The following is a 19,018-nucleotide window of genomic DNA, read 5'->3' as shown; positions in this document are numbered from 1 at the left end:
TGTATCCTATCGGATTCTGCTACAGCAGTTGCAGTTTTGGGGACAGGGGAATCAGGGCTATGACGGTGCTGACCGACCAGTTGTTGATTCTAGCATCCCTTGTTGGCTCTTGGTCCGTCTGGAGCCTAAGCCGCATCTAGACACCTTGGCTGATATTTCTGTTTGACCATTGGTCGGTCCTGGCTAGTCGCCCAAGCTATCAGAGCCTGGATGGGTACGTTCTGCCAAGCGCAGGACGATCTCGGCGTGTTTTTCCCGGGTGATGGGGTAGTAATAGGCAAAGACCAGGCTCAACAGCAGCACCAGCGTCGGTAGCGGGCCGATCAGCCAACGAATAGCCAGCAAGGCACTGACGGGCTGCACCGGTTCCGGTTGCCCCGCTACCGTTTTGACAAACCCGGACCATTCCAGCGCCTGACCCACCAGGAATAGCCCCAGCGCTAGACCCACCTTTTGCAAAAACACCATCAAGCTGTAGAAAATCCCTTCCCGCCGCTGTCCCGTGCGCAGTTCCTCCCACTCGATCACATCCGGCAGCAGGGACCAGGGAATCAGGTAAGCAGTGGCCACCCCCACACCGGCGATCACCGCCAAGGCGAACATCAGCCTCACCTGCCCTGGTTGCAGCCCAAACAAGCCCGCCTGCGCCCCAATCCAAGCCGCCATCCCCAGAAAATACACTGCCTTTTTGCCCAGGCGGCGGCTGACCCGTTCCCAGAAAAACACCATCCCCAGGGCTGTTACTTGTACCGCCAGCACCACCTGGGTAAAGGCCGCCTCGGTCAAGCCCATCCAGTACTTGACGAAGTAGGGAATCACCGCCACGGTGTTTTGCAGGGCCAGCCAGGAGCACAGGTAAATGCCGATCACGAATAAAAACGGTCGGTTGTGCAGGACGGCCCGCCATTGCGCCCAGAGGGATTCTTGAACAGGGACCGGTCGCCGCTGCCGTTCTATATCCATCACCCGCCGGCGAATCCCCGCCACACAACCGTAGATAGCCAGCACCGCCACCACGGCCCCTAGGGTCCCCAACACCTGATAGCGCCCTTGACTCGGCAGCTCCACCAGGGCTTGAAAAATCACCAGCGCCAGGGTCAACGCACACAAGCTGCCGGCGATGGACAACCCAAACCGGAAACTATTCAGGCTGGTGCGCTCGTCGTAGTCCTGGGTCAACTCCGCCGTCAGGGCCGTATAGGGCAAATTCACCGCCGTATAAAACGTATGGATGGCAATTCCTACCACCACGTAGTACAGGAACTTGGGCCAGGGGTCTGTCCAGGGGGGCACCCACCACAGCCCCAGGAAACTCACCCCCAAGGGCACCGCTCCCCACATCATCCAGGGCAACCGGCGGCCCCAACGACTGCGGGTCTGGTCACTGAGAAAACCAATCAGCGGGTCATTAATGGCATCCCAGGCTTTGCCAATCAGGAGTACCGTTCCGGCGAGACCCGGTGGCAGTCCGGCTACGTTGGTCAAAAAAATCAACTGAAACACCAGCATTAAATTGGCCAATACCGCGGGGCCAAAATCCCCCAGCCCGTAGCAAACTTTTTCCCAGAGGGACAATTGGGGGTTCATGCCCGCGCTCTACAATAAAAACACCAGCAAGTGCATCCAGCCATGAGCGGCGAACGGATTTGGCTTTACGATACCACCTTGCGAGACGGTGCCCAACGGGAAGGGTTGTCCTTGAGTCTGGAGGACAAGTTGCAAATTGCCCACCTGCTGGACCAGTTGGGGGTGCATTACATCGAGGGGGGCTGGCCGGGTGCCAATCCCAAGGACATGCAATTTTTTTGGCAAATGCAACAGGAACCCCTGACCCACGCCCGGCTGGTAGCTTTTTGTTCCACCCGGCGGCCCCGCACCACCGCCGCGGCAGACCCCCTACTGCAAGGTATTTTGGCGGCAGGCACCCCCTGGGTCACGGTCTTTGGCAAGTCCTGGGATTTACATGTCATCGAAGGGCTAGGCACCACCCTGACCCACAACCTGGACATGATTGCCGACACGATTACCTACCTGCGCCAGCACCAGCGCCATGTACTTTACGACGCCGAGCACTGGTTTGACGGGTATCTAGCCAACCCGGAGTACGCCCTGGCGACCCTGGAGACGGCCTACCAAGCGGGGGCGGAATGGTTGGTGCTGTGCGATACCAACGGCGGCATGCTTCCCCACCAGATCAGCGAAATTGTCCAGCAGGTGCGCGCCAGGTTTCCCGATGCCCCCATCGGCATCCACACCCACAACGACAGCGGGACCGCCGTGGCCAACGCCATTGCCGCGGTGCAAAGCGGGGCGCGCATGGTCCAGGGCACGATTAACGGCTACGGGGAGCGCTGTGGCAACGCCGACCTGTGCACCCTGATTCCCAACCTGCAACTAAAGCTGAAGTACGACTGCATTACCCCAGAGCAACTGAGGCATTTGGTGGCGGTGAGCCGGGCGGTGAGCGAACGGGTGAATCTGGCCCCCAATGACCATGCGCCGTATGTGGGGGCATCGGCCTTTGCCCACAAGGGGGGCGTTCACGTCAGCGCGGTGGGGAAAAACCCGGCCACCTACGAGCACATTCCCCCGGAGGTGGTGGGCAACCAGCGGCGGGTGGTGATTTCCGAGCAATCCGGGCTGAGCAACATCCTAGCCAAAGCGCAGGAGTTGGGGTTGCCTTTGGACCGGTCCCATCCAGCGGCCAAGGAGGTGCTGCGTCGTCTCAAGGAGCTGGAAGGACGGGGCTATCAATTCGAGGCGGCGGAGGCCAGTTTTGAGTTGCTGGTGCGGGAGGTGCTGGGGCAGCGGCAACCGGCTTTCGTCCTGCATGGGTTTCAGGTCCACTGTCAGACCCAGGCCCAGGGCAACGGTCACTGGAGTTCGTCGGTGGCGACGGTGAAGGTGGAAGTCAACGGCCAGGAGTTAATCACAGCAGCCGAGGGCAACGGCCCAGTGTCAGCTTTGGACAATGCCCTGCGGCGGGCGCTGGTGAATTTCTATCCCCAAATCGGCGAGTTCCAGTTGAGCGACTACAAGGTGCGGGTGCTGGACGGGCAGGCGGGGTCGGCGGCCACCACCCGGGTACTCGTCGAATTTACCCACGGAACAGACCGCTGGACCACAGTGGGGGTGTCCACCAATATTATTGAAGCCTCTTACCAGGCGGTGGCGGAGGGGTTGGAATACGGTCTGAGCCGGTTGCGGTCCCAGGCAATGACAGCTTCACCGTGAGATCACTGACGGCCTCAGGGAACTCGGGTTATGGTGAAGCAAAGGCCTGGGGTCCACCATCATTACAGCAATGGGATTGACAGTGCAGTTTTGGGGCGTACGGGGTAGTATTCCGGTGCCAGGGCCGGCGACGGTGCGCTATGGGGGTAACACCCCTTGTGTGGAGGTGCAGGCGGGGGACCGGCGGTTGGTCTTTGACGGGGGCACGGGGCTACGGGTATTGGGCCAAACCCTGAAGCTACAGGCGCCCCTGGAGCTGCATTTGTTTTTTAGCCATTCCCACTGGGACCACATCCAGGGGTTTCCCTTTTTTGCCCCCGCCTACCAAGCGGGCAATTGCCTGCACATCTACGGACCCGCCACCCACACCGGCTATTCCATCAAACAGAGCCTGAGCAACCAAATGCTCGACCCCAATTTCCCCGTACCCCTGCAGCGGATGCAAGCGGATTTGCATTTCCATGACCTGCTGGCGGGGGATGTGCTGACGATAGGGGACGTGACGGTGGAAACCGGCAGCCTCAACCACCCTAATTACGCCCTGGGGTATCGGGTGACCTGGCGGGGCAAAACCGTGGTGTACGCCAGCGACACGGAACATTACCCCGACCGGCTCGATCGCAGTGTGGTGCATCTAGCTCGCCACGCCGATGTATTGATTTACGACGCCAACTACACCGACGGGGAATACCACGACCCCGAACAACCTCGGTGTGGATGGGGCCATTCCACCTGGCAGGCGGGGGTACAAGTGGCCCAGGCCGCCCAAGTGCGCCAGCTAGTTCTGTTCCACCACGACCCCAACCACGACGACGACTTTTTGGACCAGGTGGAGACCCAAGTGCGCCAGGTGTTTGCCAACAGTCTCCTTGCCCGCGAAGGCATGGTACTACAGGTGATTTAGAGGGCGCCGGCAGCCGTCTGGTCGAAAAACCCATCCGTACGGGTGAGGTTGAGCATCTGTAAAACGGGAGGACCCTGGGCGCCCTCGGGATAGTCAATGACGCTGACGGCCCCGTTGCCCTGCTTAAACAACCAGAACCGCTCCGGCCCCAGGTGAAACAACTGGCACAGGATGGCCTTATTGATGGCGTCGTGGGCCACCACCAGCCCCTGCTGCCCCTCGTAGCGGGTGATGATGGACTGCCAAGCCCGTGCCGCCCGCTCCCACACTTGTTGCAGATTCTCCCCCTCGGGCATCTGCACCGTCTCTGGGCGGGTATGCCAGGCCGCCAGCATCCCTGGAAATTCCGCCTCCACCTGGTGGTGGAACTTGCCCTCCCACAGACCGTGGCTGATCTCTTGCAGTTCCGGCAGCAATTCCAGCGTCACCCCCGGATGGTCCGCCAGGAGAATTTCCGCTGTCTGGCGCGCCCGACTCAAGGGACTGCTGATGGCAAACGTCAAGGGCACTTGGGCCAGCCACCGCCGCGTCTGTTCCGCCTGGCGACGGCCCTGGGCGTTGAGCGGAATATCCTTCAGCCCCTGAAACTGGCCCTGGCGGTTCCAGTCCGTCTCCCCGTGCCGCACCAGGTAGATACGCGTCCCCCCCTTATACTTGGGAAAGAGATTGCCCGTGTGGAATACCAGGTTGAGGGCCTCCAGTTGCACCTGCTCGCCCTGGAGATTGACAACACTCACCCCACAGTTGCTCTGCTGCAACCGGAAGTAATGCTCCGGCGCCAACCGCAACAGCTGCACCAACCACAGGCGGTTCATGGTGGCGTGCCCCACCCCCAATACCGTTTGCCCCTGGTGCTGACTGTGCAAGCGCTGGGTCAAGCGCTCCGCCTGGGAAAGCAGCTCCAGTAGGGGATAACGACCCTGCATGACAAATTCCTTGGGGGCCGTGCGCCAGCGCCGGTAATCCTCGGGAAATTGCTGCTTAACCGTCTCCTGGGGCAGTCCCTCCCACGCCGGCAAATCAATCTCTAGCAAGTCAGGCGTAACCGTGATGGGCACCCCCGCCAGGTTGAGCAACTGGGCCGTCTCCAGGGCACGTCGCAGGGGGCTGACGTACATCTGGTCAATCGCCACCCCCTGGAGCAATTGCCCTGTCTGCCCCGCCATGGCCCGTCCTCGCTCCGTGAGCAAGGCCGCATCCGAACGACCCTGAATCAGCGACTGGGCATTGTAGGTACTCTCACCGTGACGCAGCAGCAGGAGACGGGTAGCGGCCATAGCGCAACGGCTATTACTTCACCGCTACTGTAGCACCGGCCTCCACCAGTTTGGCCTTGATCTTCTCGGCTTCCTCCTTGGGGATGCCTTCCTTGACCGGTTTGGGGGCTGCCTCCACCAGGTCCTTGGCCTCCTTCAACCCCAGGCCGGTCAACTCCCGCACCACCTTCAAGATGGCGATCTTCTTATCCGCCGGTACCGCCTCTAGGATCACGCTGAACTCAGTTTGTTCCTCCACCGGTTCAGCTGCCGGAGCAGGAGCAGCAGGGGCACCCGCAGCGGCCACAGGGGCGGCGGCCATGACCATCCCCCCAACCGGGGCGGCGGCACTCACCCCAAAGGTTTCCTCAATCTTCTTGACCAGCTCGGCTGCTTCCAGCAGGGTCAAGCTCTTCAGCTCTTCTAAAATGGCATCGGTTTTCGCAGACATGGTCGTTTCTCCTTTTTGACGTCAATCAACAGTGGACATGTTAGGAACCGGCGGCTTCCTTTTGTTGGACAACCGCCTGCAGCACCCGCCCCAAGGAGGCCGGTACTTCGTTGATCCCCGTCGCCAGTTGGGTGGGGACCGCCTGGAGCGCGGTGGCCAATTGGGTGGGCAAGGTCTTGAGCATCCCCGCCACTTTGGCCATCAACACCTCTTTGGGGGGCAGCTCTAGCACCGCCTTGAGAGCCTGTTCGTCCAGGGCTTGCCCCTCCATCACCGCGCCCCGCAATTCGGTTTTCTTGGTGGCTTTCTGAAACTCCTGGTAAGCCTTGACCGCCCCTGGTAAATCATCCCGAATGAGGAGAAAGGCATTCGCCCCCTTGAGGAAGCGCTCCATCGGCTGCCAGGTGGGATTGTCCCGCACGGCCAGGCGCATCAGCGTGTTCTTGGTCACCTTGCAGCGGGCACCGGTCGCGCGCAACCGCCGGCGCAAGTCCGTCATCTCCGCCACCGTCAACCCCTGGTAGTCAATCACCAGCGTCAACTGGGTCTGGTCCAGGGTCTGTTTCAGTTCCTCCACAATCGCCTTTTTGCTCGCTAAGGTACGTCCCATAGGCCCTCCCAAATAAAAAACCCGGTCAAGATACGCCGGGCCATATCCAACGCCACCCCCAGCGGGGCACTTTGGACTGACCTCGGCAGGATTTACGCATCAGCCACCTGCAGTCTGCGGTCAACGATCAAAAATTTTTGGGGGTGATTTACTCGCTAGGCCTGCCTCCTCCTCCACGCACGACCGACCAAACCCTTACGCCTCGGCCAACTTCATGTCCCGCAGGAGATTGAAGTCCACCTCGATCCCCGGTCCCATCGTCGCCGAGATGAAAAGACTCCGCCAGTAGCGCCCCTTGGCCCCTGGGGGTCGGTTGCGGTCGATGGACTCCTGCACCGCCTTGAGATTCACCAACAAGTCCTCCAGGGCAAACGACGCCTTGCCAAACAGCACATGGACAATCCCCGACCGGTCCGCCCGATACTCCAGCTTGCCCGCCTTGAACTCTTTAATTGCCGAGGCCAGGTCAAACGTCACCGTCCCCCCCTTCGGCGAGGGCATCAGCCCCTTGGGACCCAGCAATTTCCCCAACTTGGCCACCTTGGGCATGATGTCCGGCGTGGCAATCAACTTGTCGAAATCCAGCCGACCAGCGGCGATCTCCTCAATCAACTCCTCCGAGCCCCAAACATCCGCCCCCGCCGCCTGGGCCTCCACCACCTTCTCACCCCGGGCGATCACCGCCACCCGCACCGTTTGCCCGGTCCCCTTGGGCAGCGTCACCGTCGCCCGCAACTGCTGGTCGTTGAACTTCGGGTCGATCCCCAAGCGAATATGGGCCTCCGCACTCTCGGGAAACTTCGCCGTCGCTGTTTCCTTCAACAGGGCAATCGCTTCCCTTGGCTCATAGGGTCGCGGCTCGACCTTCGCCAAAAGCGCTTGAAACCGCTTAGAGTGTTTTTTCATCGCTGGTCACCTTCGGGGTACGTACGAGTCACCCTCTCCCCCTCAATAAGCACAGTCTTTTATTTTCTCCCCAAAACCTTCCCCTTGTCAATCCACAATAGTGATTCCCATCTGGCGGGCCGTCCCGGCGACCGTGCGCATAGCCGCTTCGATGTCATCCGTGTTCAGGTCCGGCAGTTTGGTCTGGGCAATTTCCCGCAGTTGCGCCCGAGTAATTTTCCCCACCTTTTTGCCCTTGGGGTCGCCCGAACCCTTCTCAATCCCCGCCGCCTTGGCCAGTAACACCGATGCCGGGGGCGTTTTCAGGACAAAGGTAAAGCTGCGGTCTTCGTAAATCGTGATCTCCGCCGGGATGATCATCCCCACCTTGTCAGCGGTTTTGGCGTTGTACTCCTTACAGAACATCATGATATTGACCCCATGTTGCCCCAGGGCCGGACCTACCGGAGGCGCCGGGTTTGCCTTCCCAGCCGGTAACGCCAATTTCACCACCGCAGTCACTTTTTTGGCCATGAACAGTCTCCCTCAAACCATCAATTAAACCCTTAGCTTTCTTTTTGAATCTGGGTGAACTCTAACTCCACCGGCGTTTCCCGGCCAAAAATCGACAACAGCGCCTTGAGTTTACTGCGCTCAGGACTGACCTCGATGACCTCACCCCGGAAGTCCTTAAACGGCCCAGAAATCACCAGAATCCGGTCGCCGGGGGCCATGTCCACCTTCACCTTGGGTTCCTCAACCGCCACCGACCGGAAGACCCGATCCACCTCCGCATCCGACAGGGGCACCGGCTTGACCTGCACCCGCCCCCCCCGCACCTGGGGCGACCCGACGAAGTTGATCACATGGGGCGTACTGCGCACCACCTGCCAGGCCTCATCATCAATCTCCCACTGGCCCTTGTCGTTTTGCACCGCCAGCATCTGCACATACACATAGCCTGGGTAGATCTTTTCCTCCGTGTTCTGGCGGCTGCCGTCTTTACGGATGCGCACCACCGGTGCCTGGGGAATCGCCACCTGCAAAATCCGGTCCGTCATGTCCAGGGTACGGCTGCGCTGCTCCAGGCTGCTTTTGACCTTTTGCTCACAGCCGGAGGCCACCTGCACTACATACCAACAGGGCCGTCCCGCCCGTTCTTCCCCCTCCCTTGGTTCCGCTGTATAGGTCATGGAAACACCCGCCGCGCTAACCACGCAAATAAACTGTCCACCAGATAAATCATCAGCGTCGCCGCGACCACCATCAGGATAACCGCCAACGATTCGCTGATGAGCTGCTGCCGAGTCGGCCAAATCACTTTCTTCAACTCAGCGCGCACATCCTGTAAAAACGTCAGCAGGCCGGCCTTGGCCGACGGTGCCACCGTTTCTTTTTTCTCCATGCCGCTTCCTCGCCCGGACGACCCGGCTTAGTTTAGAGCATTGTTTATCTTAGCACAATCCTACCCCGTTGCGCCCATTGCCCCCGGGGAGATAGCCGTGATATGATAAAGGGCTGTTGCCTTCTTTGCAGACTATGTCTCGTTATCGTGGCCCACGGGTGCGCATCATTCGTCGGTTGGGGGAGTTGCCGGGTTTGACCCGCAAGACGGCCCGCAAGCGGGTAAATCCCCCGGGCCAACACGGCCAGGCGCCCCGCAAGTTGTCGGAGTACGCCAAGCGGCTGGAGGAGAAACAAAAGCTGCGTTACAACTACGGCGTTTCCGAGCGGCAGTTGTTGCGGTATGTGCGCAAGGCGCGACGGGTGAAGGGGTCAACGGGTTTGGCGCTGTTGCAACTACTGGAGATGCGCCTGGATAATACGGTGTTTCGGTTGGGGATGGCGCCGACGATTCCGGCAGCCCGGCAGTTGGTCAGCCACGGGCACATCCAGGTCAATGGCCAGACGGTTTACACCCCCAGTTACGAATGTAAACCTGGCGATGTCATTACCGTGCGCCCGCGGGAATCGTCCCGTAAGCTGGTAGCGGCCTACGCAGAGTACCCCGGCTTGGCCACGCTGCCGACCCATCTGGAGTTCGATAAAAACAGGTTGGAGGGCCGGGTGACGGGGGTGGTGGAGCGCCAGTGCGTGGCTTTACAGGTCAACGAACTGCTGGTGGTGGAGTTCTATTCCCGCAAGGCTTAGGGAAACGGTCGTTAGGGTTCCTGCAATCGGCGGGCGTAAAGGGGGGCGTAATTTTTTAGGAACGGTTTGGGAGGGTGCCTCTGGGTAGGTCCACAAAGACCCGATCGCCGGGTTGCAGACCCTGGAGGACTTGGGTGTATTCGTTGAGGGTGACCCCCAGGACCACGGGTTGAAAACGGGGTTGACCCTGGGCATCGGGGACCAAAACGCCGGTTTGCCCTCGCTCCGTTACCACAGCCACCGTGGGGATGGTCAGGGCCTGGGGCAGGCGTTCGCCGAGGAAAACCGCATCCACATTCATCCCGGCCCGCAACCGCTCCTGACCCGTCAGCAGGCGTACCCGCACTTCAAAAAAGGTTACGTTTTGTTCCACGATGGCTTCGGGGGCAATGAGGGCCACCTGACCACGGAAGCTTTCGCCGGGATAGGCATCGGCGGTGATGTCCACCTGCTGGCCAGGTTGGATGCGGCTGATGTCGGTTTCGGCTACCCGGGCGACCATTTCCAGGTCACTGGCCAGGGCGACGATGGAACTGGAGGTGGCGGAGGCGGTGCTGGAGGCAAAGCTACTGGGGGTGACGAAGGACCCCACCGAGGCGTAGCGCTGGGTGATGATGCCGGCAAAGGGGGCGCGGATGAGGGTGTCGGCAATTTGGACTTCGATCGTGCGCAGTTGGGCCTGGGCGGCGGCTACCTGGGCCTGGGCTTGGGCAATCACCTCGGGTCGGTTGCCGGCTTGGAACAGTTCCCACCGGCGCTGGGCTTCCTGGAGAGTGGCTAGGGCAGTGCTTTCTTCGGCGCGGGCAGCTTCCAGGGTATCGAGGGCAATGGCCCCCTGGCGAAACAGGTCTTCGTTGCGTTGGCGGCGCTGGCGGGCCAGTTCGTAACGGGCTTGGGCGGCTTGCACCTGGGCTTGGGCCTGGGCGATTTCTTCGGGACGATTGCCCCGCTTTAACTCGGCTAAGCGGGCTTGGGCTTGGGCCAAATTAGCCAGGGCCTGTTGTCTACGGGCTTGTAATTCGGCGTCATCCATCCGGGCGATGACTTGTCCGGCGGCCACCCGGTCCCCCTGTTGCACATACAACGCCACCAGTTGCCCCGGCGTTTTGGGACTGAGATTGACCCGCTGCCGGGGTTCGATACGGCCGCTGGCGGGGATGCGCACCATGAGATCGCGGCGGGTAACCGGAACGGTCAGGGCATCCAGGTCGAGCATCTGGGGACGACGCCGGCCGTAGAACCAGAACCCCATGGCCGCCAGGGCCACCACTGCCGCTCCCACCCCCAGCCAGCGGGTAACCTCCCTGCCCTGTTTTTCCAACCAACCCCTGACTGCCATGACCGGGGTGACTGCCGCCTTGGTTTTTGCCGATATTAAAGATTGTAAATAGCAGGTTCTGATTTCCGTCGGACCACCGAGTCGCACCCGTTTCAACCGTTCAGGTACTGCAGTAGCGCCTGGGCGATGGTTTGGTTGCCGTCGGTGGCCAGCCGGTCGTCGGTTTGGGGCGGACAGGGATCAAGGGTTAGGAATTCCCAGGGATGGGCGTGGAAATCCGCCAGGGAAATAATCCGATGGTGGCAGTACTTCTGGAGACCCTGCAACAGCAGATCGGCTTCGGCAAACCCTTGGCGCTCCAAGGAATAAATGGGCAACCCCAGGCGGTAGGCTTCGGAGTAGGTGCTGTAGCCCGGCTTGGTAACCACCTGGCCACACAGGGGCATCACATCCACGGGCCGGTAGGGGGTCTGGTGGCAAGGCCGCAGATTGGGCAGGGGGGGCGCCTGGGGGTCAAACGTCAGGAAACACCAGTCGGCAAAACGGCTGAGGGCCTCATAGGGAACGTGCCGCAACCCGAATCCCCCGAAGGCCAATAACACCGTGCGCTCCGGCGGCGTAGGGATGTCTAGGGTTTCCCGCACCACCTCGGGGGCAAAGCGGGGCCATTGGCCAGTCAACCCCACATCCGTCAGGCGGGGAAAACTGGCCATCGCCTCGCAAAAGGGCACCCGGAACAGATGGTCACAGTAGCGATACCCCTGGGCATACTGCTCCGCCAGGGCCACAAACTCGCCCCCCCACTGCCGGTAAATAAAATCCCAGCCGAAATTGCCCGACATGACACAGGGAACCCCAGCTTGGTGGGCAATCACCCCCGCCAGGGCCGGAATGTCGGCAAAGATGAGATCAACGCCGGTACGCTGGATGTGGGCCACCTCCTGGGCAACCAGGTCCACGGCCCGGGTCTGGAGCGCGATTAACGCCCGCTGGGTCGCCGCTATATCCTGGCTCAGGCTGTCGGTTTGGATCACCCCCACATCCAAGGCCACGGGACGATGGGTAAAGGGCAAGGGCAGGTAAGCGGCCAAATCCGTCTGGGGGACGGTTGTCACTAGGGTGAGGTGGAGGTCTGGCCGATGGCGCCGCAGCTCCGCCAGGATAGCCAGGGTGCGTGTCACATGCCCTAACCCGTGATCTGTAATAACAACGTATAGATGCCCCGGTTTGGCCATTGAGGATGATCCCCGCCGTTAATTTCCCCAGAATGCTACACTAACTAAGGCTTTGCATCCCGTCTGGCTCTATGTTCCGGTTTTTTCTGCTGAGCATCAGCATTCTGATTGCCCTTTTAATCATTGGTCTGGTTTTATATTTGCTCTTTCCCCGCAAGTATAAATCACCAGCGTCGGTGGCCCAATCCTACGACAACTGGACGCGGGACGGTATTTTGGAGTTTTACTGGGGCGAGCACATTCACCTGGGACACTACGGCGACCCGCCCCGGCGCAAGGATTTCCGCCAGGCTAAGGTGGATTTTGTGCACGAGATGGTGCGCTGGGCGGGGTTAGACCGGTTGCCTCCGGGGACGACGGTGCTGGATGTGGGCTGTGGTATCGGGGGCAGCAGTCGTATCCTGGCGCGGGATTATGGTTTTGTGGTCACCGGCATCACCCTGAGTCCCCAGCAGGTGCGCCGGGCGCAGGAACTGACGCCTCCGGATTTGCCGGTGCAGTTTTTGGTGGCGGATGCGCTGGCTTTGCCTTTTGCCGATGAAAGTTTTGATGTGGTTTGGTGTATCGAAGCGGGGCCGCACATCCCGGATAAGCAACGCTTCGCCAACGAACTGATGCGGGTGTTGAAACCGGGGGGCATTTTGGTGGTGGCGGACTGGAACCAGCGGGATGACCGGCAAAAACCCCTGAATTTCCTGGAGCGATGGGTGATGCGGCAGTTGCTGGACCAATGGTCCCATCCGGCCTTTGCCAGCATCGAGGGTTTCGCGGAGGCGCTGACGGCGACGGGGCTGGTGGCCGGGGAAGTGGTTACGGCGGATTGGACGCGGGCGACCTTGCCATCTTGGCTGGATAGCGTTTGGCAGGGGGTAGCGCGACCGGAGGGCATCCTGCGCTTTGGCCTGGTGGGGCTGGTGAAATCCCTGCGGGAAGTGCCGACGTTTTTGCTGATGCGCTGGGCGTTTGGGGCCGGGCTGTGCCGGTTTGGCATGTTCAAGGCGGTGCGGGCGGCCCGACCGGTTGGGGACCGGCTCACCTCCCAGACTAACCTCTCGGTAGAAATGTCGGCAAGCTGAGGCGTCCCGCTGGGGGTTGTGGCCTACTGCTCGATTAAATCCGTCAAGCACCGTATGGCATCCGCCCCGGGGGAGGGACCCTGGCGGCAAAGATGAATCCCCCGCCAGCCCACCGAGCGGGCTCCAAGTACGTCTGCCTCCCAACTGTCGCCGATATGCCATAGGGGAGGTTGCGGTTGACCCTGGGCCTGCCAGGCAGCTTGGAAAATCTGTGCCGCCGGCTTGGCTGCCCCCACCTGGCTGGAGATGGTCACCGTTTGCACCCAAGATGCCAAACCCAAGGCCTCTAACACCCGGTACAGGCGGCTATCAAAGTTAGAGATCACTCCCACCGGAATACCCTGGGCCTGCCAAGCCTGCAACGCCGGCACAACATCGGGGTAGAGCTCCCAGGGGTCGGCGGTGGCAAAGGTGGCGTACACCCGGGGAAAAAAGGCGGCAAAGTCGGGAATTTGCGCCAAGCCCCCCGCTAAGGCAAAGGTCTGCTCCGTAATCCGGTACCAGTAGTCATACTCTGCCTGGGGAATGGCCGTCGCCGGTAGGGTGGGGAAGGCCAGGGGGGGAGCCTGGGTAAACACCTGCACAAAGGCCCGCTGGAGTCGTTCTGGGGACACCTGTACACCAATTTGGGCGGCGCAGGCGCTGTAAACCTGGCCCACCGACCCCCGCACGCCGAATAGGGTCCCCACCGCATCCAGAAAAATCGCGCCCGGTCGTTCCATCAGGATTCCAACAGGGGTTGGGCTGTCGCCAGGGTCCGCAGCTTTTGATATTGGGGTTCAGTGACCGCCGGGGGAAGCCAGGGACGTTGTCCCAGACGCGGCGGAGATGGGTAGGGGGAAGGGGGACTCGGGCGACTGACCAGTCGTTCAAAATCACCGGAGTAGTGGAGATGGGGTCGTCCCTGCCGCTGCCAGAGGTTCAACACCTGCTCGACGGAAATGCTTTTGTAACGGGCCTGGTAGAGGGTTTCCACCACCGCCGGTCGGAGCCATTCGACTGGATAGGTTTTGGCCCAGGCCTGCACCCGCGCTGTGGCTTGCGCCTCGTCGGCTTCGTAGCGGTAACGCACCAGCAGCGGCACCACCTCGGCCACGGCTCGCGGGATGGTGGGGAGCGGAGGAGACGCCATCGTTTCTGACATAGCCCAGTGCTGGCAGTTTAGCAGGCGCAACCCCAAATGTCTATGATTCGTGGGGATGGCGTACAATAAAATCCATTTCGATTCTAGGGCAGGGGGTCGGTCAAACGCATGGGGCGTTGTGGGTGGGGAGGATGGACGGCGCTGGCGCTGACGTTGATGGTGCATCAACCGGGGGCGGCGACCGGTCTGTATATGGTGGTGGATGAGTTTGGGCAGGCCCGTTATCCCGTACAACCGCACCAGGTCTTTCAGGAGCGACCCCTGCCGAAGGGAACGGTGAGTTTTGACCCCCATGCCCTGCTGATCGTGTTGATCAACACCCGCCGCTATTTCCGGAAATACGGGGCGCAGGATACAGTTGTCCAACGGCCGGGTCTGTTGGGGGCCTTGGGGGTGCAAGTCGAGGAGGTGACGCAAACCCTGAATTTTTTAATTGATGTGCTGCTGGAGGACCTCACCCAGGCGCGACCCCTGCGTTTACAAAATCCCGATTTTTTGCGTCGGCATTTCCGAGCCTGGCATTGGCGGGCCTATCGTCCAGCGGAGGGGTTGGGGTCGCAATTGCGGTTGACCAAGTATGGGGTGTTTCGCCATCGGGGTCGCCGGCAACCGGAGGGGGATTATCGCTACGCCCTGTACCAGATTCGCCCGGAGTGGCGCACGGATGACTTCCATCAGCAGTACACCAAACAGGAGGTCCTGGCGGGTGCTTTGGCCCCGGGTCGTCCCGATGCCCACAAGGTGACGCCCCTGGTGTATCTGACGCGGGCGGGGCTGGAGGAAGCCTTGCTCCAGGGAACCATCCTGGTGGAGTTTCCCGACGGCACAACGGCCTATTTCAACGTGGACCGCCACAATGGCCTTCCTTTTGTCCCCGGTGTTTCCCCTGAGAAGCAGCAGCGCTATTGGTATTTCCAGGAGGTGACGGCCATGCGCGGCTACGGCCAAACCATCGAGAACAAGATCGAAATTCAACCGGGGGTAACCTTGGCCGGGGATGTGTGGAATGTGGGGCTGGGCCGGGTGGTGCTGTTGGAACGGGGGCCGGGCCAGTGGTTGCTGGGGGTGATCGCCGACACGGGGGGAGCGTTTTCTGCCAATTTGGCCCAGTTGGACTATTTGGCCGGGATTTTTGCCAGTCGCCAGGAATTTTGGGCCTACAACCGCCGCCTGCCGGAGTACGCCACGGCCTATGTGTTGGTCAAGTATCACCGGGACTAAGATAGAGCTAGCGTTTCCCTGGGGGTTAGGTGTTACCAGCAACGGCTTACCTGGTGCGGTTGGGGTCGTCGGGGCAACCGGAAGAACGCTATGTCCTGATTGGCAACGGCACCTGGCTGGTGGGGCGGAGCAATCAGGCGGCCATTATCCTCGACAGTCCTTGGGTATCCCGCCTGCATGCCCTGATCCAACGGCGGAACAACGAGGCGTTCTATGTCGTGGACCTGGGCAGTCGCAATGGTACGTTTGTCAACGGGCGGCGGGTGACTCTGCCGGTGCGGCTACGGGAGCGGGACGAAATGGTCTTTGGCCAGGTGCGGATGCAGTTGCTCTTGGCCTCTGGCGGACTGGCTGGCGGTGATGCCCCCACCACGTCGGCTATCAAAACCCGCTGTTTGATGACGGCGGTGGTCCTGCATCTGCGGAACGGGGCTATGCTGGAGAAACAGGCACCCGACCAACAGGTGGCCCAGGTGATGGGGACCTGGTTCCGGCAGGTGGGGGAAATCACCCAGCGCTATGGCGCCCAAGTCAGCCAGTACACGGAAAGGGGGGTGATGGTAGCTTGGTTCCACTCCCCCAAGGAACCAGCAGCTGCCGATTGGTTGCGCATCCTGCGGGCCTTCTGGAGTCTCTACCGCGGGACCAGTAACTTGCATTTGCAGTACTTGCTACCGTTTCCCCTGCAATTGGGGACGGGGGTCAATACGGGTTATGCTCTGGTAGCGCCCGGTGGATCGCCCCAGCAAACGGAGTATGTGGCCCTCGGCCAGACGGTCAGCGCTGCCTTTGCCCTGGAAGCGGCGACCAAAACGGCGGGCTACGACGTGCTGGTAGGGGAAATGACCTATCAACATCTACAGCGGGTGGATTTAGCAGATTGGCTCGAGCCGGTTCCGGTACAGCTCCAACCGCAGGCGCCGCCGGTTCAGGTGTGGGGGAGCCGCTATGACCGCTTGCGCACGTTTCTCTACAATTACGGTTTGGCGGAGACGCCCACCTGTCAGCAAACCTCGATGCCGGAACAGGGGTTTGTGTAGGATAGGAATGATAGCCGGGGGAGGAAAGCATGGGGCATCGGTGGAGGGGATGGGGGGATGAGTACTAAGGGGCAAGACCCCTGGATTGGTCGTCTCTTGGCAAAACGTTACAAGTTACAAGCCATCGTGGGCCGGGGCAGTATGGGCAAGGTGTACCAGGCGGCCGATACGGTGTTGGGGGGCGTGCCGGTGGCGGTGAAATTCCTGTCCCACACGTTGCTGGATGAAAAAAGTCAACAACGCTTTGCCAGCGAAGCCCGGGCCTGCGCCCTGCTCGGCAACAAAAGCATTCACATTGTGCGGGTGACGGACTACGGGGTGGACGAGGAGAGCGAATTGCCCTTTTACGTGATGGAGTACCTCCAGGGGGAAAGCCTGCGGGAAATGATTGACGTGCAGCCCTTGCCCCTGGAGCAGTTCCTGCCTTTGGCCCAGCAGATCGCCCGGGGGTTGCAGGCGGCGCACCAGGGGATCGAGGTGGACGGCCAGGTCTGGAGTGTGATTCACCGGGACATCAAACCCAGCAATATCTTTGTGGTGCGGGACCCGGGGCTGGGGATGCTGGCCAAAATCCTGGATTTCGGGATTGCCAAATTTATCAACGAGAACCCGGAGAGCAATCAAACCTCCCACTTTACCGGCACCCTGGCCTACTGTTCCCCAGAGCAACTCGAAGGCCGCAGTCTGGACCAGCGCTCGGATATTTACAGCTTTGGGGTGATGATGTTTGAAATGCTCACGGGGCAAGTGCCGATCCAAGCCCCCGTTGAATCCATTGGCGCCTGGTACCGCGCCCACCACCTGCAAGCGCCGCCGTCGCTACAGGCCATCAACCCCAAATTGCCCAAGAACCCGGAACTGGAACGCCTGATCTACCATTGCCTGGCCAAGGACCCCCGCGACCGTCCCACCCATATGGGGGAGGTGATCCAGGCCCTGGAGCGGGTGGAACAAAGCCTGCGACCGCCAACGCCGGTCATACCTACCGGTGGCCTAGCCCACGACCACACCTACCATCCCCAGGTGGCCACTGGCCCCAGTCTAGAGCGGTCTGCCGAGGCCTGGGAACTCCTGAGTTGGCCCAAGGACAAACCCATCCAAAAAATCGTTTTTCCCAGGCGCATTCCGGTGGGGTCGTCCTACATTCCCAGTCTTTGGGCGATGCTGCCAGAGGCGGAAATCAACCAACGGGTGTTGAATCGCTGCTATAACCAGTTCATCTTTACGCCAGCGCCCCACCCGATGGTGTTGTGGATTACGGCCCTGTACCAGGTGAATCAAGACCCCCGCTGGCTGCCCTGCTACCTGGATTTGCACCGGCCAGAGGGTCAAGAAATCTGTCGCTGTCTGGCGGAAATCGGGCATTATTACCTGCTGCTGTTCAGCCTGGAGGATCCGAGTAAGTTTCGCCATCGCCTGGAGGTGGCCATTGCTCCGGCCCAACGCCCCTTATTGCAAGACTGGGCCGACCAAGGGCAACTGTCCCGCTTGGCCCCGGCCCCTGACCTGAGCAAGGAACTGCTGCGGCGGGAGTACGAGCGCCTCAAACCCCAAATCCTGGCGCGGCTGTCCCAGCAGGTGCAATTGTCCTAGGCCCCCTGAAACAACCACGCGCAACCGCTAATCGCCAAGGCCACCCCCAGCCAGGAGCGGTAGCTAACCCGTTCCCCCCAGACCCAGGCCAGCAACAGGGCAAATAGGGGACTGGTACTACTCAGGGTCTGGACAATCCCCGCCGGCGCCCACTTCAGAGCCGTCTGTTGCAGCCAGATGCCCGCATAGGTACTCAAAAAAGCCGTGCCCCCGATGCTGAGTAACCAGGCCGGTCGTTTGCGAATGGCCCACCAGCCCCGGGCGCACACCGGTCGCCGTACCCCCAGGCTCAGCACCGCCACCCCGGCCGCCAGGCGGACCGTCGTACTCCACAGGGGGGTCACCGGGGAAGCCGCCAACGCCCAGCGGGACAGCACCACCCCCAGCGCCTGGGACAAGGAAAACAACAGCCCCCAAGCCAACCCCGGCCACAGGTGAAACCGCTCCCGCACCGTTACGGGCCGCTCCGTCACCACCAGGGCCACCCCCGTCACCGTCAAGCCGATCCCCCCCAACTGGAGCGGTCGCACCCCTTCCCCCAGCACCAACCAGGCCACCAGCGTCACCAGCACCGGCGACAAAGTATCCATCAGCAACGTCCGCTGCACCCCCAGGGAGTTCAAGGCGGCGAAAAAGGCCGTATCCCCGATGCCAATCCCCAAAACGCCACTCAGGGCCAACCCCAACCAGGTTTCCCAGGACAACACCGGCCAGGATTCTCCCCGCAGCGCCAGGGTGAGGACAAACATCCCCAGGGCCATCACCCCCTTGAGCCAATTCAGCAACAGGGGCGCAAAGACCTTTCCCCAGCCGGCGTACACTCGGGACATAGCCGCCCATAAAAATGCCGCCGCCAGCGCTGCCCACTCACCCCGCCAGAGCACCACCAACCCCCCGAACCCAATTCACCCCAACTGTAAACGATTGTAAACAACAGGA

Annotated in this window: 20 protein-coding genes and 1 other annotated feature; of the genes, 7 read left to right on the top strand and 13 right to left on the bottom strand. The window is 61.0% G+C overall.

The annotated features are described in order from the left end of the window. Window positions 1-183 precede the first annotated feature (183 nt). On the bottom strand, window positions 184-1,587 hold the full coding sequence (locus tag Q6L55_04085) for an MFS transporter (protein ID MEN9257896.1): 1,404 nt from the start codon (window positions 1,585-1,587) through the stop codon (window positions 184-186). Window positions 1,588-1,629: 42 nt separating this feature from the next. On the opposite strand from Q6L55_04085, the gene cimA reads away from it, so the two are divergent. Both cimA and Q6L55_04075 read left to right on the top strand, forming a co-directional pair. After that, on the top strand, window positions 1,630-3,234 hold the full coding sequence (gene cimA / locus Q6L55_04080; protein MEN9257895.1) for a citramalate synthase: 1,605 nt from the start codon (window positions 1,630-1,632) through the stop codon (window positions 3,232-3,234). Between the two features lie 70 nt (window positions 3,235-3,304). Next, window positions 3,305-4,138 (top strand): MBL fold metallo-hydrolase, encoded by an 834-nt coding sequence (locus Q6L55_04075; GenBank protein MEN9257894.1) that lies wholly within the window; start codon window positions 3,305-3,307, stop codon window positions 4,136-4,138. On the opposite strand, the gene Q6L55_04070 is transcribed toward Q6L55_04075, so the two are convergent. The 7 genes from Q6L55_04070 to secE all read right to left on the bottom strand — a co-directional run bounded on the left by Q6L55_04070 (window position 4,135) and on the right by secE (window position 8,745). Beyond that, window positions 4,135-5,415 (bottom strand): histidine phosphatase family protein, encoded by a 1,281-nt coding sequence (locus tag Q6L55_04070; protein MEN9257893.1) that lies wholly within the window; start codon window positions 5,413-5,415, stop codon window positions 4,135-4,137. The genes Q6L55_04075 and Q6L55_04070 overlap by 4 nt on opposite strands. Window positions 5,416-5,428: 13 nt before the next feature. Continuing rightward, window positions 5,429-5,845, bottom strand: a complete 417-nt coding sequence (gene rplL / locus Q6L55_04065; protein ID MEN9257892.1) for a 50S ribosomal protein L7/L12 — start codon at window positions 5,843-5,845, stop codon at window positions 5,429-5,431. Window positions 5,846-5,885: 40 nt separating this feature from the next. After that, entirely contained in the window at window positions 5,886-6,455 is a 570-nt protein-coding gene (gene rplJ, locus Q6L55_04060) for a 50S ribosomal protein L10 (protein MEN9257891.1), read from the bottom strand. Between the two features lie 4 nt (window positions 6,456-6,459). After that, window positions 6,460-6,593, bottom strand: a sequence feature (ribosomal protein L10 leader region). Window positions 6,594-6,650: 57 nt separating this feature from the next. Next, a complete protein-coding gene (gene rplA / locus Q6L55_04055; protein MEN9257890.1) occupies window positions 6,651-7,361 on the bottom strand; it encodes a 50S ribosomal protein L1 in 711 nt (236 codons plus the stop codon). Window positions 7,362-7,448: 87 nt separating this feature from the next. Next, window positions 7,449-7,874: a 50S ribosomal protein L11 gene (gene rplK, locus Q6L55_04050; GenBank protein MEN9257889.1), complete on the bottom strand. Its 426-nt coding sequence runs from the start codon at window positions 7,872-7,874 to the stop codon at window positions 7,449-7,451. 32 nt (window positions 7,875-7,906) lie between these two features. Continuing rightward, window positions 7,907-8,533, bottom strand: a complete 627-nt coding sequence (gene nusG, locus Q6L55_04045; protein MEN9257888.1) for a transcription termination/antitermination protein NusG — start codon at window positions 8,531-8,533, stop codon at window positions 7,907-7,909. After that, entirely contained in the window at window positions 8,530-8,745 is a 216-nt protein-coding gene (secE, locus tag Q6L55_04040; protein ID MEN9257887.1) for a preprotein translocase subunit SecE, read from the bottom strand. Before secE ends, nusG begins: the two co-directional genes overlap by 4 nt. A gap of 134 nt (window positions 8,746-8,879) precedes the next feature. On the opposite strand from secE, the gene rpsD reads away from it, so the two are divergent. Continuing rightward, window positions 8,880-9,491 carry a 30S ribosomal protein S4 gene (gene rpsD / locus Q6L55_04035; GenBank protein ID MEN9257886.1) on the top strand — a complete coding sequence of 204 codons (612 nt, stop codon included), beginning with the start codon at window positions 8,880-8,882 and terminating at the stop codon, window positions 9,489-9,491. 55 nt (window positions 9,492-9,546) lie between these two features. Here the strand turns inward: rpsD and Q6L55_04030 are convergent, their stop codons facing one another. Both Q6L55_04030 and Q6L55_04025 read right to left on the bottom strand, forming a co-directional pair. Next, window positions 9,547-10,830 (bottom strand): efflux RND transporter periplasmic adaptor subunit, encoded by a 1,284-nt coding sequence (locus Q6L55_04030; protein MEN9257885.1) that lies wholly within the window; start codon window positions 10,828-10,830, stop codon window positions 9,547-9,549. Window positions 10,831-10,922: 92 nt separating this feature from the next. Further along, window positions 10,923-11,951, bottom strand: a complete 1,029-nt coding sequence (locus Q6L55_04025; GenBank protein MEN9257884.1) for a hypothetical protein — start codon at window positions 11,949-11,951, stop codon at window positions 10,923-10,925. Between the two features lie 125 nt (window positions 11,952-12,076). Here Q6L55_04025 and Q6L55_04020 point away from each other — a divergent pair, with 125 nt between their 5' ends. Next, a complete protein-coding gene (locus Q6L55_04020; GenBank protein ID MEN9257883.1) occupies window positions 12,077-13,081 on the top strand; it encodes a methyltransferase domain-containing protein in 1,005 nt (334 codons plus the stop codon). A 23-nt stretch (window positions 13,082-13,104) separates the two neighbouring features. Here the strand turns inward: Q6L55_04020 and Q6L55_04015 are convergent, their stop codons facing one another. Next, window positions 13,105-13,803 (bottom strand): HAD-IA family hydrolase, encoded by a 699-nt coding sequence (locus tag Q6L55_04015; GenBank protein ID MEN9257882.1) that lies wholly within the window; start codon window positions 13,801-13,803, stop codon window positions 13,105-13,107. Beyond that, window positions 13,803-14,213: a hypothetical protein gene (locus Q6L55_04010; protein ID MEN9257881.1), complete on the bottom strand. Its 411-nt coding sequence runs from the start codon at window positions 14,211-14,213 to the stop codon at window positions 13,803-13,805. Before Q6L55_04010 ends, Q6L55_04015 begins: the two co-directional genes overlap by 1 nt. 120 nt (window positions 14,214-14,333) lie before the next feature. Between Q6L55_04010 and Q6L55_04005 the strand changes: the two genes are divergently transcribed. The 3 genes from Q6L55_04005 to Q6L55_03995 are packed head-to-tail and all read left to right on the top strand — an operon-like array spanning window position 14,334 to window position 18,079. Next, entirely contained in the window at window positions 14,334-15,446 is a 1,113-nt protein-coding gene (locus Q6L55_04005) for a hypothetical protein (protein MEN9257880.1), read from the top strand. 29 nt (window positions 15,447-15,475) lie between these two features. After that, complete coding sequence (locus Q6L55_04000) at window positions 15,476-16,486, top strand: FHA domain-containing protein (GenBank protein MEN9257879.1); 1,011 nt, start codon at window positions 15,476-15,478, stop codon at window positions 16,484-16,486. 57 nt (window positions 16,487-16,543) lie between these two features. Further along, complete coding sequence (locus Q6L55_03995; protein MEN9257878.1) at window positions 16,544-18,079, top strand: serine/threonine-protein kinase; 1,536 nt, start codon at window positions 16,544-16,546, stop codon at window positions 18,077-18,079. Here Q6L55_03995 and Q6L55_03990 read toward each other — a convergent pair. Continuing rightward, entirely contained in the window at window positions 18,076-18,963 is an 888-nt protein-coding gene (locus Q6L55_03990) for an EamA family transporter (protein ID MEN9257877.1), read from the bottom strand. The genes Q6L55_03995 and Q6L55_03990 overlap by 4 nt on opposite strands. Window positions 18,964-19,018: the final 55 nt, after the last annotated feature.

Origin of the sequence: Gloeomargarita sp. SRBZ-1_bins_9, assembly GCA_039794565.1 — a bacterium.
Lineage (GTDB): Bacteria > Cyanobacteriota > Cyanobacteriia > Gloeomargaritales > Gloeomargaritaceae > Gloeomargarita.
Note: the sequence above shows the minus strand (reverse complement) of the source record. Positions and strands in the feature narration are given on the sequence as shown.

Coding starts and splice junctions, on each gene's coding strand:
- secE (MEN9257887.1), bottom strand. CDS start 8,745: ATGGAGAAAAAAGAAACGGTGGCACCGTCGGCCAAGGCCGGCCTGCTG.
- Q6L55_04005 (MEN9257880.1), top strand. CDS start 14,334: ATGGGGCGTTGTGGGTGGGGAGGATGGACGGCGCTGGCGCTGACGTTG.
- Q6L55_04030 (MEN9257885.1), bottom strand. CDS start 10,830: ATGGCAGTCAGGGGTTGGTTGGAAAAACAGGGCAGGGAGGTTACCCGC.
- rplK (MEN9257889.1), bottom strand. CDS start 7,874: ATGGCCAAAAAAGTGACTGCGGTGGTGAAATTGGCGTTACCGGCTGGG.
- Q6L55_04015 (MEN9257882.1), bottom strand. CDS start 13,803: ATGGAACGACCGGGCGCGATTTTTCTGGATGCGGTGGGGACCCTATTC.
- Q6L55_04010 (MEN9257881.1), bottom strand. CDS start 14,213: ATGGCGTCTCCTCCGCTCCCCACCATCCCGCGAGCCGTGGCCGAGGTG.
- Q6L55_04070 (MEN9257893.1), bottom strand. CDS start 5,415: ATGGCCGCTACCCGTCTCCTGCTGCTGCGTCACGGTGAGAGTACCTAC.
- cimA (MEN9257895.1), top strand. CDS start 1,630: ATGAGCGGCGAACGGATTTGGCTTTACGATACCACCTTGCGAGACGGT.
- Q6L55_03995 (MEN9257878.1), top strand. CDS start 16,544: ATGAGTACTAAGGGGCAAGACCCCTGGATTGGTCGTCTCTTGGCAAAA.
- Q6L55_04085 (MEN9257896.1), bottom strand. CDS start 1,587: ATGAACCCCCAATTGTCCCTCTGGGAAAAAGTTTGCTACGGGCTGGGG.
- Q6L55_04075 (MEN9257894.1), top strand. CDS start 3,305: ATGGGATTGACAGTGCAGTTTTGGGGCGTACGGGGTAGTATTCCGGTG.
- rplL (MEN9257892.1), bottom strand. CDS start 5,845: ATGTCTGCGAAAACCGATGCCATTTTAGAAGAGCTGAAGAGCTTGACC.
- nusG (MEN9257888.1), bottom strand. CDS start 8,533: ATGACCTATACAGCGGAACCAAGGGAGGGGGAAGAACGGGCGGGACGG.
- rplA (MEN9257890.1), bottom strand. CDS start 7,361: ATGAAAAAACACTCTAAGCGGTTTCAAGCGCTTTTGGCGAAGGTCGAG.
- rpsD (MEN9257886.1), top strand. CDS start 8,880: ATGTCTCGTTATCGTGGCCCACGGGTGCGCATCATTCGTCGGTTGGGG.
- Q6L55_04020 (MEN9257883.1), top strand. CDS start 12,077: ATGTTCCGGTTTTTTCTGCTGAGCATCAGCATTCTGATTGCCCTTTTA.
- rplJ (MEN9257891.1), bottom strand. CDS start 6,455: ATGGGACGTACCTTAGCGAGCAAAAAGGCGATTGTGGAGGAACTGAAA.